The following is a 14399-nucleotide window of genomic DNA, read 5'->3' as shown; positions in this document are numbered from 1 at the left end:
TGCGATCGGTTCTGGCGCGAAAGGCGTAGATTCGGTCGATGGCAACGATTCGGCGACATTTGGTCTTCGATCGGACCACCGAATCCATTTCTCTTCATTCATCGTTGGAGCCGATGCTCCATGAAGCGCCGGACCTGGTAGCGGTGGACGGCGGACCAAGCCTGGACTCGGACCGCCCACCAGGGCGCCACCTCGCCGGGTCTGGCGGTGACGGCGTGCGCGATGAGATCGGAGGCCTCGTCGACGGTCAGAGCGGGGATCCGGTGGAAGTCGGTGGGGGCGCTCATCCTGGTGTGGACCAGCGGCATGTAGACCGAGGTGATGGTGACGCCGTCGGCCGCGATCTCCGCGGCGACGCTGCGCAGCCAGACGTCGAAGGCCGTTTTCGAGGCGCCGTAGGCCGACCAGCGCGGACTCGGCGGCATGAGCACACCCCAGGTGGAGACGTTCACGATGTGTCCCTGCCCGCGGGCGCGCATGGCGGGCAGCAGGGTCAGCAGCAGCCGCACCGGGCCGAGGTAGTTGATGTCGATGGTGCGGGTGAAATCGTGGAAGCGGTCGTAGGACTCGGCGATCGGGCGCCGAATCGACTTGCCCGCGTTGCTGATCACCACATCGATGTGCCCGTGCTCGGCCAGGAGCTTCTCACCGAGCCGGCCCACGGCCTCCATGTCGGTCAGGTCGGTCGGGTAGGCGTGGGCAATGCCGCCCGCGGCCGTGATCTCGGTGGCCAGCTGTTCCAGTTCGGGCTGTGAACGCGCCACGAGCAGCACTTCCGCGCCCGCCGCGGCCAGCTTTCGCGCACTGGCCTTGCCGATGCCGTGCGAGGCCCCTGTCACCAGCACGACCGTGCCGGTGACAGCTGTCCGCAGCGACTCCTGGGCGGGCCGGAATGTCGGGTACAGCAGCCGGATCGCCACGCGCTCGGTGCGTGAGCGCCGGCGGTGTGGGACCGGAGTCTCGTCCACCAATCGACTGTATCCCTCGGCGCTATCCCCCGGAACCGATGATCCGCTCGATATTGCGCTCCGCCAGCGCGGCGATCGTCAGTGAGGGATTGACCGTTCCGGTGCTGCCGGGCACAGCCGCCCCATCCATCACATACAGGTTCCGGTATCCACGCACCCGGCCGTATTCGTCTGTCGCGCGTCCGATCACCGCGCCGCCCAGTGGGTGCGCGGTGATCGAGGCGTTCGCGTCCAGGTCGGGTCGTTGGATGAGCTCGCAGTGGCAGCTGATGGTGTCGTTGACCTCGCGGGCCCGGGCGAGATACCCGGCGGCGCCGTCGGGTGGCCACAGCAGGTCCACGCGCCCGTCGTCCGCGTGGACGAACCGGCCGCGGGTGTCGTCGAGCACCATCCCCAGTGATCCGACCACGCCGGTGTCGAAGGGCGTGGTGCCGGGAATGAACCAGCTCTCCAGCGAGACGGGCGCGCCCGCCTCGTCCAGGATCCGGCTCGCGGAAGGCGTGCCCTGGGTGCCCACTTCGAACGTGGTGAGCGGCCGAGCCAGGGCGACATCGCCATTGCTACCCCAGCCCTCCCCGATGTGCTCGTTCAGGTCGGGCAGCGCGCCGGTGTCCCGCGCCCGCACCAGGAGTTCGGAGGTGCCGACCGAGCCGGCGGCCAGGAACAGCATGTCGCAGGTCAACGTGCGGGTGCGGAGGACTTCACCGGTCGGGGCCAGCTTGGTTACGGTGACGGCATGGCGGCCGGGTTCCGCGGCGATGGCGTCCACGCGATGACCCGGGTAGATCCGGGCGCGGCCGGTGTCCTCGGCCCAGCGCAGGTAGTTCTGGTTCAGATCGAATTTCGCGCCGTTGGAGTTGCCGAGGTCGGAACAGCCCACCGTCGCCGACGGCAGCGAGCGCCCGGCCAGCTCGTCGCGAATCACGTCCCACCGCCAGGTGCCGTCGATGGGCTGCGGGGCGTATCCGGCCGCGCGGACCTGCGCGTCCCAGGCGCGGGAGTGCGCGAACGCGGGGGAGCGGTAGATGTCGTCCGGTATCGTGCTGGGCCGCAACATCTCTCGAACCCTGGGGTAGTAGACGTCGTGCATCTCGCGGTAGTCGACCACGCCGCGGAAAACCTGCTCGAAGAACCGCTCTTCCGGCTCGATCATCACCCCGGTGAACACCACCGAGCCGCCGCCGACGCATGCCGCCCGCCACACGTCGATGCCCGGGTAGTTGCCGACGTCGAGGACTCCGCCGAACGAATCGACCGCCAGCGGGATCCGGTTCGCCCCGGTGAAGGTGGTCCGATGCCAGAAGCCGCGTCCGTCCGGGATCGTGTCCACGGCGAAGATGGGGCGCCACGGATCGTTAAGCCACCGTGATCCGCGCTCGAGCAGCGCGACGTCGATCCCGGCCTGGGCCAGGCGAAGTGCGGTGACCGCGGCCCCGAATCCTGATCCGACGACGATCGCGGGGACGTGATCGGGCGGGTCCGGCAGGGGGGCGAAGATCTCCGGGACCAGCGCGCGGTAGATCGGCGTATTCGGGCTCTGGCCGGCGATGTCCGCCCGCGCGACGGACCTGGCCGCGCCCGGTCCCGCGAGGCCCAGCAACATCGCGGCCGACCCTACGCCCGCGAGGAAACGGCGCCTGTCCATGGTGGTCCGCTCGCCCGATCCGTCCGTCATCCCAACGCCCCTGGCAATCTCATAGCGAATCACTATCATAAAGGCACAGGTCACGGGGCGGTGAGGTGATTGATGTTGACTCGCACATGGACTCGATGGCTGCTCATGCACGGCTTCCTGCGGGCCTTCGGCCGGTGGTCGGCGCGTCGAGGTGAACCACTCGGCAAGCTGGCCCGCGGACCGGACGGCCTGCTCGGCTCATCGCCGTACATCGAGGAGATCCGGCGGCTGGGCTCGATTCCCAAGATGTCGGGTGTGTACATCACCACCGATTACGAGGTGTGCCGGACGATTCTCCGAGACCGGAGCTTCGGTGTGGTCTCGCCCAATCATCCGAGCCTGCCCAAGCCGGTCCGCTGGCTGCTGGCGAAAACGGATCTGGGGCTTCCGAACCTCGGCGAACCGCCCTCGATGCTGGTGACCGATCCGCCGGATCACACGCGATATCGACGCGTCGTCGGGCAGGCCTTCGGACCGAAGGCGATCGCGACCCTGGAGCAGCGCATCGCCGAAGTGGCCGACGATCTGATCGATCACCTGGAATCCAAGCCGCGGCCCGATCTGATCGGCGATTTCTCCGCGCGGATGCCCGTCACCATCATCGCCGAAATGCTCGGGCTGCCCGCCGAGATGCATTCGACCCTGCTGAAGTGGGGCGACTCCGGCGCGCCGCTGCTCGAGCGCGGGGTCGCCTGGTCCACCTACCGCGACGCCGTCGAGGACCTGGCGGAGGTCAAAGAGTACTTCGACCGGCAGTTCGACGGACTCGACGACGAACCGCGCGACGACGTGCTCGGCATGCTGGCGGCCGATGACGCCCTCACCCGCCGCGAGCAGGTGTCCAATGCGGCCCTGCTGCTGGACGCCGGCTTCCTGACCACCGTGAACATGCTCGGCAATGGAATCGCCCTGCTCGCAAGCCATCCCGAGCAGCTGGAGCTGCTGATCGCCGAGCCGTGGCGGTGGCGCAACGCGGTCGAGGAGATCCTGCGCTACGACGGTCCGGTCCGGATGACCGGCCGGGTCGCGAACCATGACGTGGACGTCGATCATCAGCGGATACCGGGGGGTTCCCTCGTCCTGCTGTCGCTGGCCGGGGCCAACCATGACCCAGTGGTCTTCCCCGACCCGCATCGATTCGATGTGACCAGGGACAATGCCGCGGAACATCTTGCGTTCGGCAGCGGGATCCACGGGTGTCTGGGATCCCGGCTCGCCCGGCTGGAAGGCAGCATAGCGCTGCCCGCCCTCTTCGATCGCTACCCGCGTCTGCGCCTGGACGGCCCACCGATCCCGCATCCCCTGCGCAATCTGCACGCCTACCGCTCCATGCCCGTCGAGCTGGGTGTGAGAGCGACCTGACCCGGACAGCCGGTCCTCGACTCCGAGGACCGGCTGTCCGAATGTGTCGTCCCGCTGATCAGACCGCGGCCAATTGCTTTCGGCGCGACATGATGAACACGCCGACCACCAGCGCCCAGGCGGGCAGGATCCACGCGATGTGGATCGAGGTGGTGACCGCGATCAGCATGAAAACCGCTGCCGCCGTGGACAACAGCGTCAGCCAGCGCGGGAACGCGCCGGTGATGCGGGCGAGATTGGCCAGCGAGAGCATCAGGACCGCCCCGAGCCGGGGCGCGATGACGGTCACCAGGATCATGCCCAGTCCGTGGCTGACCGGGTACGCGTCCGCCGCCGCGTCCGGGCTCACCTGGTCGGCCAGGGTGGCCGGTACCGCGAAGGCGCTGATCGAGATGAGCAGGGTGGCGATCAGCAGCAGCCCGCTCCCGAGGAACACGGTGGCGAACAGCTGATCCTCACCGGCGCCGAGGCGACGGCGGATGGTGCCGATGAACCACAGCAGCGCCACCGAGGCCACCAGCATGATCAGCACGACCACCGTCATCCGGGTGCGATTGCCGGACTGCGAGAACCACTGCTGCACGACCGCGTGATCGGCGCCCCAGCCGGGCATCTCACGCAGCAACTCGATCGCGATCGCGGCGAGCACCGCGAACACGATGCCGGTCAGGCCCATGGTCTCGATCGAGGCCAAGCGGCTCGGCGGCCGCTCCGCCTGTGCTGTCGGATCGGCGCTCATCACGGCGTGACGATCGCGAAGTTCGGGTCCGACTTGTCGAGCAGGCCGGTGAGCCGCTGCCAGACCCCGGTGTCGCCCTTGGTCTCGAGGCCGTCGAACTTGCCGGTGGCCATCAGTTGCAGCAGGCCCATTTTGGTGAGCGTGATGTCGAGATCGGCGTCGCGTTTGCGGGTGGCCGGGTGGTGGATGAGCGCGCCGTGGCTGAGCTCCATCCGGTAGTCCTCACGGCGGTCGGTGAAATGCCAGGCGATGCTGAACTTTTCGTCCCACGCCTTGGACCCGACGATGTTCAGGGACAGGGTGTCGAAGAGTTGGGTGACGCTCATCGCCAGGGCCACGGCCTGGCTCGCCTCCATCTTGGTGGCATCGACACCCTGGCGGAGTTCCTGTGCGCCGGTGAGGAAACAGTTGCGCCAGGTGGCGTTCTCGGAGCCGTACCCCATTCGGTCGTACACCGCCGCCAGCGCTTCCTTGGCTCCGGCGTGGGAGGGATCGGCGAAGACCGCGTGGCTGCCGAGTTCGGCCGCGAAGCGCAGATCGCCCTGGTCCGCGAACTCGTTCACCTTGGCCACGGTCGCGTCGACGCCGCCCAGCAGTCGCACGTAGCGGGTCGCCTGCTCCTGCGGCGGGTGCTGCCACAGGTGCGCCGGGTTGGCGTCGTACCAGCCGACATACCGCTGGTAGACGGCTTTGACGTCATGACTGATGGACCCGTAGTAGCCCCGGTTGTTCCACTGCGCGGCCAGTTCCGGTGCGAGCGGGAAGTCCTCGGCGATCTCGGTGCCGATCTCGCCCTGGTTCATCCGCCGCAGCGTCTGGTCGTGCAGGTAGGCGTAGGTGTCGCGCTGCTCGGTCAGGAACTTCTCGATGTTCTCGCGTCCCCAGGTCGGCCAGTGATGCGAGGCGAACACGACATCGGCGCGGTCGACGAACATCTCCATCGCCTCGGCGATGTAGCGCGACCACATGCGGGCGTCACGCACCTGCGCGCCGCGCAGGGTGAGGATGTTGTGCAGGGTGTGGCAGGCGTTCTCGGCCATGCACAGCGCGTTGCGGTCCGGGAGCAGGAAGTTCATCTCGGCGGGGGCCTCGGTGCCCGGCGTCATCTGGAAGATGAACCGGACCCCGTCGACCACCTCTTCCTGCCCCGTCGCGGTGATGTCGAGAGTCGGTGCCAGCAGGCCGAATTCACCCGCCGAAGCAACCGGTCCGAGCCCCATGCCGACCAGACCCTTCGGGCCGCGGGGGAGATTCGCGCCGGCGTAGTACATGCCGCGGCGCAGCATGGCGGTGCCCGCGTACACGTTCTCGGAGATGGCGTGTTCCATGAAGTGCTCGGGCGCGATGATCGGCACGGTGGTGTCCTGGTCGACCACGCCGAGCACGCCGCCGAAGTGGTCGGCGTGCGGGTGGGTGTAGATCACCGCGGTCACCGTGCGCTCGCCGCGGTTGTCGCGGTACAGCTTCAGGGAGGCGGCCGCGGTCTCCGCGCTGACCAGCGGGTCGACCACGATGACGCCGTTGTCGGATTCGATCAGGGTCATGTTCGAGATATCCAGTCCTCGAACCTGATAGACGCCCTCGCACACCTCGTACAGGCCGTGGATGGCGGTGAGCTGGGACTGCCGCCACAGGCTCGGCAGGACGGTGTCCGCGCCCTGCGCCTTCAGGAAGTCGAAAGAGTCCGCGTCGTAGGCGACGCCGCCGTTCCTGCCGGGGATCAGGCCGGGTTCGAGCCGGGCGATGAAGCCCCGCTCGGCGTTCTCGAAATCGGTGCGGTCAACGGGTGCTGCTGTCATCGTGCTGCCACCTCACTGTTGGGACTTCCGGCTTTCGATCCAGGTGTTTCCGAGGTCGACGGCTTTCGCGACCGGCCCGAAGACCTCGGGCTCGGATTCGACGATGCCGTCGACGCCGAGCTCGTCGGTGAGCCCGGTGTGTTTCAGGACCTGCGCGAGCTCGGGTTGTACGCCCGCGAGCACGAGTCGCCCTCCGGCGCTGTGCAATTCGCGGTTGTAGCGTTCGAGCAAGCGCAGGATGGCGGAGGAGGGGATGTCGGGCATGGCGCGCAGGACCAGCACCAGGACCGCGTTGCGCGCCCCGGAGACGTCCGGCAGGGCGGCTTCGAGGCGGGGGAGTTCGGCGAAGAAGCTGCTGCCGCGGTAGTCGAGGACGGTGACCTCGCCGGGCGGAAGGGCTTGCGGCACCGGCGCGGTGAACCATTTGCCCGCCTCGTCGCGGGTCAGTCCGACCAGTTGGATCTGGCCCGCCGCCTGCACGCAGTACAGCAGCAGCGACAGCATCGCGCCGATCACGATGGCCTGCTGCAATGGCAGCTGGGTGGTGGCGGCGAAGGTGGCGATCATGGCGGCGGTGGACAGCTTCGAGGTGCGGGCCACCAGCTTGATGTCCTTGACCTTGCCCCAGATCAGCTCGCCGCCGACGACCAGGATGAGCCCGCCGATGACCGGCATCGGGATGCGCTCGGCCAGGCTGCCGCAGACGACCACCACCAGCGCCAGGAAGACGCCGGAAATGATGCCGGCCCAGCGGGTTCGGGCTCCGACCCCGGCCGCGACGCCGGTCCGGGACAGCGAGCCGCCCGACGGCAGCGAGGAGAACAGGCCGCCGCCCAGATTGGCGATGCCCTGGGCGGTGAAGTCGGCGTTGACGCTCGAGCGGCTGCCGTCCGGGTTGGGCATGGACGGCGCGACACTGGCGGCCTGGGCCAGCGCGACCAGCGCCACCGACAGCGCGCCGGCGGCCAAGTGCGGCACGGCGTCCCAGTTCGGTAGCGACAGCCCGGGCAGCGCGCCGGGGATGCTCGCGATGTCGGAGACGAGTTCGACGTCGGTGCCCAGGATCGCGACGACCACGCTGACCACCACCATGGCGACCAGCAGCGCGAGGGCCTCGATCCTGGGTATCAGCCGGGCGACCGCCCAGACCAGGATGGTGCCGACGGCGACCCAGGTGGCCGAGGACTGCCAGTGCCCGATGCCGGTGAGCCAATTCCATACCTGCACAAGCTTGTTGTGCCCGGGCGGCTTGTAGCCGGTCGCGTCCTTGAACACGCCGGTCATGATCTGCAGGGCGATGCCGGTGGAGAAGCCGACCATGACGGCGTTGGACACGAAGCTCATGACCACGCCCAGGCGCAGCACGCCCATGAGCACCATGACCACGCCGACCAGCAGGGTCAGCGCGGCCAGATTGCCCGCGTCGTGCGGATCGAGTCCGGCGGTGGCGATGGCGGATTGGCCGGTGAGGGCGATGGCGCTGGTCAGGGTGGTGACCATGAGGACGGTGGAGGCGGTCAGCGAGCCCAGGATGGGTGGCACCACGCCCGCGTAGAGTCCGGCCACCGGATTGAATCCGGCGATGGAGGCGTAGGCCATCCCCTCGGGGATGCTGAACAGACCGGTTGCCATACCGGCGGTGACATCTTTGGTTGTTGGTTTGCCAATGCGTTGCCGAATACGTGTCACGCTTGCGCCCACGCGTGTGTCTCCTTGCTGCCCGATCAGCCGTCGACAAGCTTGAACCCAGATCAAGTAGAACGCGGCGCACCGCGTTCGGAAACAGCCTTACATAGACCGGGCGAACTTCCGGCAAATTGATACCGGTCTGTTGCTCAGATTGACCCCTGGACGAATCCGGACGTACATCTCAGGATGAGACCTGATCTTCACCGGTGAGGAGTGGGCATGGTGGCCGAGCAGCGCGTGGACTGGCTGACGGGTGGGGTGCGGCGATCGGTCGCCTCGGATCGGATCGTCGTGGTCGCCTCGGAACTGTTCCAGACGCGGGGCTTCGACCGGGTGGGCATGGATGATGTCGCGGGGGCCGTCGGCTGTTCGCGGGCAACGCTCTATCGGCACTTCCCCGGCAAGGCGGCACTGTTCGACGCGGTCATGGCCAAGTCGGCGGTGGGGGTCGCCGAGCGGGTGGCCGCGACCGTGCGGCGCTACGAGGGTTCGCGCCGGATCGTCGAGGCGATCCTGGCCTCGGTGGCGGCGGTGCGCTCGGATCCGGTGCTGGCCAAGGGATTCGCCGGCACCCGGGCGGGCGGCAGTGACGGCGCGTTCGCCAGCTCGCCGGAACTCGGGCGGATCGCGACCCTGCTCACCGGCGTGGCGCCGGATGACGAAGCGGTGCAATGGATTGTGCGCATCGTGCTCTCGCTGCTGACCTGGCCGCTGGCCGATGCCGCGAGCGAGCGGCGGATGGTGGAGCGCTTCATTCGCTGAAACCGGGCCCGGACGGGCCCTTGTCTACTGTCTGGGACAGTTCTACACTTGGTATATCGAACACGCGGTACTAGGTACTTCGTGTCGCACCAAGGATGGTCCAGATGGCGAATACCCTTCCGGCGCAGACCTATCCCCGGGCCCGCCGCATCAGATTCCGATTCGATCGCGCTTCCAGCGACAAGTACTTCATCGAGAACGACATGGTCTACAGCCATTTCGTGGCCGGCATGTCCGGCGGCTTCCCGGCGGGGGAGGAGTCCTTCATCCGCTCGGTTCGCCGGGTGGCCGACCGGGTCACCGATCCGGTGCTGAAGAAGCGGGTGACCGGCTTCGTCGGACAGGAGGCCATGCACGGCCTCGAGCACCGCAAACTCAACGAAAAGCTGGTCGAGCTGGGCTATCCCATCGCCTGGCTGGACTCGCCACGGGCGGTCGAGCGCATGCGGTGGATCGAGGAGCGGGTGTCGCCCGAGGTGCACCTGGCCATGACGGCGGCGGCCGAGCACTACACGGCGGTGCTGGCGCAGCGCATCCTGTCCAGCGATGAGATCCAGGCGATTCCCGGCGATCCGGAAGTCTGGAATCTGCTGAATTGGCATGCGCTGGAAGAACTCGAGCACAAGTCGGTGGCCTTCGACGTCTTCCGTGCGGTCGGCGGCAGCGAGCGCACCCGCATCGCGGTCATGCTCGCCATGTACTCGCTCACGCTGCCGCTGACCTATGTGACGCTGGCGCTGGCCGTCGGGCGCGATCCGGTCGCGCGGCAGCAGCCGATCCGCGTGGCGCGCGAGGCGTATCGGCTGTTCACCGGTCCGGTCTTCCATCGGCTCATGCCGGAGCTGGGCAAGTATCTGCGCCCCGGCTTCAACCCAGACGACATCGACACCTCCGCCCTGCTGTCCCGGTGGCAGTCAGAGCTTTTCGGCGACGGCGGCCAGCTCGTCGACCACCTGAAGTAGTCACAACTCCATTGCCAGAAAGGACCGGCCAATGACGATCGGTCGGCAGGACTCCACGTCCCTCATGCCCTACCCGAAGGTGCGGCGCATGCGTTTCCGGTTCGGCGACCCCGAGCCGATGGCGCACCAATTCGTCCGGGGCGACATCCCCTTGACGCATCTGATCGCGGTGCTCTCCGGCGCGTTCCCGCCGGGCGAGGAATCGTTCATCCGCTCGGTGCGCAAATTCTCCGGGCAGGTCACCGATCCGGTGCTCAAGAAGCGGGTGGCCGGGTTCATCGGACAGGAAGCGGTGCACGGACAGCAGCATCGGCGGTTGAACGAGCAGCTGGTCGAGAACGGCTTCCCGATCGTGCGGCTGTTCACCTTCACGCCGGGCGCGCTGCGCGAACGCGGGGTGATGGCGATCGAGAACGCGGTGCCGCCGGAGGTGCATCTGGCGTTCACGGCCGCGGCCGAGCATTACACGGCCACACTGGCCAAACGGATTCTGAGCAGCCAGGAGATCCAAGACATTCCGGGGGATCCGGAGGTGTGGCATCTGCTGAACTGGCACGCCTTCGAGGAACTCGAGCACAAGTCCGTGGCGTTCGACGTCTTCCGGGCCACCGGCGGGACCGAGGTCGTGCGGATCGGGGTGATGGCGGGGATGTACGTGTTCACCATCCCGGTGGTGTCGCTCGGTGTGCTCGCCTCGATCCTCAGCGATCCGCGCAGCTGGCGGCCGTGGCAGGTGGCGCGGCAGACGGTGCGGCTGGCGCGCGGGCCCATCGTGAAGGGCCTGCTGAAGGAGATGCGGCCCTATATGCGGCCGGGCTTCCATCCCGACGACATCGACACCGACGCGCTGCTCGCGCAGTGGCAGCGAGAGCTTTTCGGCGCGGACGGCGAACTGTCCGACCGCATCGGCTGAGCCGGAGGAGACCGACATGGCAACACAGCGCGGTGGCACGGGTGCGCCGTCCGCCGTCCGGCCCGACCACGAGGTCATCGTGGTCGGCGCCGGATTCGGGGGCATCGGCAGCGGGATCGCACTGCAACGGAGGGGAATCCACGATTTCGTGATCGTGGATAAATGGGATCGGGTCGGCGGCACCTGGCACGCCAATACCTATCCCGGTGTGGCGGTGGATATTCCGTCGTTCATCTACAGCTTCTCCTACGAGCAGCGCGGGGACTGGTCGCGGATCTTCGCGCCCGGCACCGAGCTGCGGGACTACGCCGAAGGCGTGGTCGACAAGTACGGGCTGCGGGAGAAGCTGCGGCTGAACACCACCATCATGGCGGCCGACTTCGACGACCGGAACAGCTTGTGGCGCTTGCACACCGATGGCGGTGAGCAGCTCACCGCGCGCTACATCGTGCTGGCCATCGGCGGGCTGGAACGGCCCAAGATGCCCGACATTCCCGGACTCGACGACTTCGGCGGGACGCTGGTGCACACGGCGCTGTGGGATCACGATGTCTCCCTGGCAGGGAAGCGGGTGGCGGTCATCGGCACCGGAGCCACCGCGCTGCAACTGATTCCGGCGATCGTGGACGAGACCGAGCATCTGACCGTGTTCCAGCGGACGCCCATCTGGGTGTTCCCGAAGAACGACGCCGAGGTCGGACCGTTCGGGCGGATGGTGTTGGGCAATACCCGGATTCGCACCGCCTTGCGGCTGGCCGGAAATCTCGGCACCGAGGTCGCCATGAGCGGCATGGTGGCCGGACCGGCCTGGCTGACCTCGACCGTGCGCCGGGCCGCCGAGGCGCCGATCCGGCGCTGGATGCGGTCCCAGGTCCACGATGCGGACCTGCGGGAAAAGCTCACGCCGCGTTACGGATTGGGCTGCAAGCGGCCGTCCATGTCCAATGACTACCTGCGGACCTTCAACCGGCCCGACGTCAGCCTGGTCACCGACTCCATCGCACGGATCACCGAGCGTGGGGTGGTCACCGTGGACGGCACCGAGCACGAGGTCGACGTGCTCGTCTGCGCCACCGGCTTCAAGCTGTGGGAGAAGGGCTCGATTCCGCCGTTCCCGGTGCGCGGGCGTGGCGGGCAGGATCTCGAGAAGTTCTGGGACGAGCACCGGTACCAGTCCTACCAGGGTGTTTCGGTGCCCGGATACCCGAACTCGTTCACCATCACCGGGCCGTACGGGTTCGTGCTGGGTTCCTACATCTGGATGATCGAGGCCACCTCGGCGCATCTGGCGCGGGTCATCGCCGAGTCCAAGGCGCGCGGCACCACCGAGGTCGAGATCCGGCAGGAGGTGCACGACGAGTACTTCCGGCAGTGCCTGCGGAGGCAGCGGAAGAACTTCCTGTTCACGCCGGTGTGCGAGGGCTCCAACACCTACTACCTCGACAATCACGGCGATTCGCCGTTCCGGCCGTCCACGCACGGCGAGATGTACTGGCAGAACCGGCATTTCGATCTGGACGTCTACCGCTACACGGTGGGTGCGCCGGTCGCGGCCGAGACGGTCGCGCTCTCGGAGGAGGTCTCGTGAAACTCAATGCCATCGATCCGAAGCTGGTGGTGGTCACCGGCGCGGGCAGCGGGATCGGGCGGGCGACGGCACTGCGGTTCGCGCGCATGGGATCCCAGGTGATCGTCTCCGATATCGACAAGGACGCGGCGCTCTCGACGGTGGCGCTGATCCAGGCCGAGGGTCGGCGGGCGATCGCCGCCCAGCTCGATGTGACCGATCCGCACGCGTGGGCGGCCTTCGCCCGGGACGTGCACGCCGATCACGGGGTGCCGGACGTGCTGGTCAACAATGCCGGAATCCTGGTCAGCGGGGCGTTCCTGGATCTGGAACCCGACGACTGGGAACTGCAGCTGGACGTGAACCTGCTCGGGGTGGTGCACGGCTGCCGGTCGTTCGGGCGGCTCATGATCGACGAGGGCAAGCGCGGGCACATCGTGAACATCGCCTCCGCGGCCGCGTTCACGCCGACGCCGGTCATGTCGGCGTACTCGGTGTCCAAGGCCGGGGTCAAGATGCTCACCGAATGCCTGCGGCTGGAGTTCGCGCCGAAAGGCGTGGGGGTGAGCGCGATCTGCCCGGGCGTGATCAACACCGATATCGCCCGGCATGCCACCGCGGTGGGGGTGGATCCACGGCTGGTGGAACGCGGACAGCAGCTCACCGCACAGATCCAGGAGCTGGCCGAACGCCTGCCGTTCTCGCCGATGAGTCCCGATCTGGTGGCGCGCGCCGTGGTCCGTTCGATCCGCTACGACCTGGCGGTGGTCCCGGTCCGCACCGAGGCGTGGCTGGGCTACTTCATGCTGCGGTTGGCGCCGGGCGTGAATCGTCGCATGACCCAGGCGCTGTCGATGGACCGCATCCAGGCGGCCGGTGAGCTGGTCTTCGGCAGGAGAGCGCCGTGACCGCTCGCGCCCACCAGCTGAAGGTGCGTGAAGTCATCAGCGAGACCGCCGACGCGGTCTCGCTGATCTTCGATATCCCCACCGACCTCACCCCCCGCTTCGCCTATTCCCCCGGCCAGTACTTGACCCTGCGCGTCCCCAGTGACCGCACCGGGTCCGTGGCCCGCTGCTACTCCCTGTCCAGCAGCCCCCACTGCGACGAGCGGCCCACCGTCACCGTCAAACGCACGCCGAGCGGCTACGCCTCGAACTGGCTGTGCGACAACGTCTCTCCCGGGGACATCCTCACCGTCCTCGAACCCGCCGGCGCCTTCGTCCCCCGCGCCTGGACCCACGACCTCCTGCTCTGCGCCGCCGGCAGCGGCATCACCCCGATCATCTCCATCCTGAAATCCGCCCTCGCCCTGGGCCGCGGCGACGTCGTGCTCCTGTACGCCAACCGCGACCGCGGCTCCGTCATCTTCGGCTCCCGGTTACAGGACCTGACCCGCCGCCACCCGCGCCGCCTCACGGTCACCCACTGGCTCGAATCCGACCGCGGCCTCCCGACCCCCCGCGCCCTCGCGAACTGGGCCCGCCCCTACCGTCGCCACGACGTATACCTCTGCGGCCCAGCCGGATTCGCCGCGACGGTCCGTCAGGGCCTGGGGCAACTCCGCATCCCCGACCGAGTCATCCACCGCGAGGACTACCGCTCCCTGACCGACAACCCCTTCGAACACCACACGCCACTCACGACCACCCCACAATCCGCCGACCCGACGGCCGCCACCGTCCGAGTCGACATCGACGGCGAATCCCACACCCTCCCTTGGCCTCGCACCGAGAAACTCCTCGACGTCCTCCTCGCCCACGGCATAGACGCCCCCTACGTCTGCCGCGAATCCGCCTGCGCCACCTGCGTCTGCACCGTCAGACAAGGCCGCACCCGCATGCTCCAGAACGAATCCCTCATCGAGGAGGAACTGGCCCAGGGCCAAACCCTCGCCTGCCAAACCCTCCCCGAATCCGACGACCTCCACATCTCCTTCGACGAGTAGACCGGCCGCGGTACC

12 protein-coding genes are annotated in these 14399 nt (G+C 67.8%); 7 read left to right on the top strand and 5 right to left on the bottom strand.

Annotated features, from left to right (window positions below):
• Positions 1–98: 98 nt before the first annotated feature.
• Both ACWEOI_RS29215 and ACWEOI_RS29210 read right to left on the bottom strand, forming a co-directional pair.
• On the bottom strand, positions 99–968 hold the full coding sequence (locus ACWEOI_RS29215; protein WP_452361653.1) for an SDR family NAD(P)-dependent oxidoreductase: 870 nt from the start codon (positions 966–968) through the stop codon (positions 99–101).
• A gap of 22 nt (positions 969–990) precedes the next feature.
• Complete coding sequence (locus tag ACWEOI_RS29210; RefSeq protein ID WP_452361652.1) at positions 991–2571, bottom strand: GMC oxidoreductase; 1581 nt, start codon at positions 2569–2571, stop codon at positions 991–993.
• 144 nt (positions 2572–2715) lie between these two features.
• Here ACWEOI_RS29210 and ACWEOI_RS29205 point away from each other — a divergent pair, with 144 nt between their 5' ends.
• The gene (locus tag ACWEOI_RS29205) at positions 2716–4005 is read left to right on the top strand and encodes a cytochrome P450 (RefSeq protein WP_452361651.1); all 1290 of its coding nucleotides are present in this window, start codon (positions 2716–2718) and stop codon (positions 4003–4005) included.
• Positions 4006–4063: 58 nt separating this feature from the next.
• Here ACWEOI_RS29205 and ACWEOI_RS29200 read toward each other — a convergent pair whose 3' ends face one another.
• The 3 genes from ACWEOI_RS29200 to ACWEOI_RS29190 are packed head-to-tail and all read right to left on the bottom strand — an operon-like array spanning position 4064 to position 8232.
• Positions 4064–4744, bottom strand: coding sequence for a hypothetical protein (locus ACWEOI_RS29200; RefSeq protein ID WP_452361650.1), 681 nt, complete (start codon positions 4742–4744; stop codon positions 4064–4066).
• Positions 4744–6543 (bottom strand): alkyl/aryl-sulfatase, encoded by a 1800-nt coding sequence (locus tag ACWEOI_RS29195; protein ID WP_452361649.1) that lies wholly within the window; start codon positions 6541–6543, stop codon positions 4744–4746. The genes ACWEOI_RS29200 and ACWEOI_RS29195 overlap by 1 nt, the downstream gene beginning before the upstream one ends.
• 12 nt (positions 6544–6555) lie before the next feature.
• Entirely contained in the window at positions 6556–8232 is a 1677-nt protein-coding gene (locus ACWEOI_RS29190; protein WP_452361704.1) for a SulP family inorganic anion transporter, read from the bottom strand.
• A 219-nt stretch (positions 8233–8451) separates the two neighbouring features.
• Between ACWEOI_RS29190 and ACWEOI_RS29185 the strand changes: the two genes are divergently transcribed.
• From ACWEOI_RS29185 to ACWEOI_RS29160, 6 genes are all read left to right on the top strand, one after another.
• Positions 8452–8994: a TetR family transcriptional regulator gene (locus ACWEOI_RS29185; protein WP_433671240.1), complete on the top strand. Its 543-nt coding sequence runs from the start codon at positions 8452–8454 to the stop codon at positions 8992–8994.
• A 104-nt stretch (positions 8995–9098) separates the two neighbouring features.
• A complete protein-coding gene (locus ACWEOI_RS29180; RefSeq protein ID WP_452361648.1) occupies positions 9099–9956 on the top strand; it encodes a metal-dependent hydrolase in 858 nt (285 codons plus the stop codon).
• Between the two features lie 31 nt (positions 9957–9987).
• Positions 9988–10869 carry a metal-dependent hydrolase gene (locus ACWEOI_RS29175; protein WP_452361647.1) on the top strand — a complete coding sequence of 294 codons (882 nt, stop codon included), beginning with the start codon at positions 9988–9990 and terminating at the stop codon, positions 10867–10869.
• Positions 10870–10885: 16 nt separating this feature from the next.
• Positions 10886–12457, top strand: coding sequence for a flavin-containing monooxygenase (locus ACWEOI_RS29170; protein ID WP_452361646.1), 1572 nt, complete (start codon positions 10886–10888; stop codon positions 12455–12457).
• On the top strand, positions 12454–13344 hold the full coding sequence (locus ACWEOI_RS29165) for an SDR family NAD(P)-dependent oxidoreductase (RefSeq protein WP_452361645.1): 891 nt from the start codon (positions 12454–12456) through the stop codon (positions 13342–13344). The genes ACWEOI_RS29170 and ACWEOI_RS29165 overlap by 4 nt, the downstream gene beginning before the upstream one ends.
• On the top strand, positions 13341–14384 hold the full coding sequence (locus ACWEOI_RS29160) for a 2Fe-2S iron-sulfur cluster-binding protein (protein ID WP_452361644.1): 1044 nt from the start codon (positions 13341–13343) through the stop codon (positions 14382–14384). Before ACWEOI_RS29165 ends, ACWEOI_RS29160 begins: the two co-directional genes overlap by 4 nt.
• Positions 14385–14399 lie beyond the last annotated feature (15 nt).

It is taken from the genome of Nocardia sp. NPDC004340, from assembly GCF_053602575.1.
This window is presented reverse-complemented; position numbering and strand designations above follow the sequence as displayed.

Excerpts from the sequence above, each read along its gene's own strand:
- ACWEOI_RS29210 (WP_452361652.1), bottom strand. The coding sequence starts at position 2,571 with ATGTTGCTGGGCCTCGCGGGACCGGGCGCGGCCAGGTCCGTCGCGCGG.
- ACWEOI_RS29205 (WP_452361651.1), top strand. The coding sequence starts at position 2,716 with ATGTTGACTCGCACATGGACTCGATGGCTGCTCATGCACGGCTTCCTG.
- ACWEOI_RS29200 (WP_452361650.1), bottom strand. The coding sequence starts at position 4,744 with ATGAGCGCCGATCCGACAGCACAGGCGGAGCGGCCGCCGAGCCGCTTG.
- ACWEOI_RS29195 (WP_452361649.1), bottom strand. The coding sequence starts at position 6,543 with ATGACAGCAGCACCCGTTGACCGCACCGATTTCGAGAACGCCGAGCGG.
- ACWEOI_RS29185 (WP_433671240.1), top strand. The coding sequence starts at position 8,452 with ATGGTGGCCGAGCAGCGCGTGGACTGGCTGACGGGTGGGGTGCGGCGA.
- ACWEOI_RS29180 (WP_452361648.1), top strand. The coding sequence starts at position 9,099 with ATGGCGAATACCCTTCCGGCGCAGACCTATCCCCGGGCCCGCCGCATC.
- ACWEOI_RS29175 (WP_452361647.1), top strand. The coding sequence starts at position 9,988 with ATGACGATCGGTCGGCAGGACTCCACGTCCCTCATGCCCTACCCGAAG.
- ACWEOI_RS29170 (WP_452361646.1), top strand. The coding sequence starts at position 10,886 with ATGGCAACACAGCGCGGTGGCACGGGTGCGCCGTCCGCCGTCCGGCCC.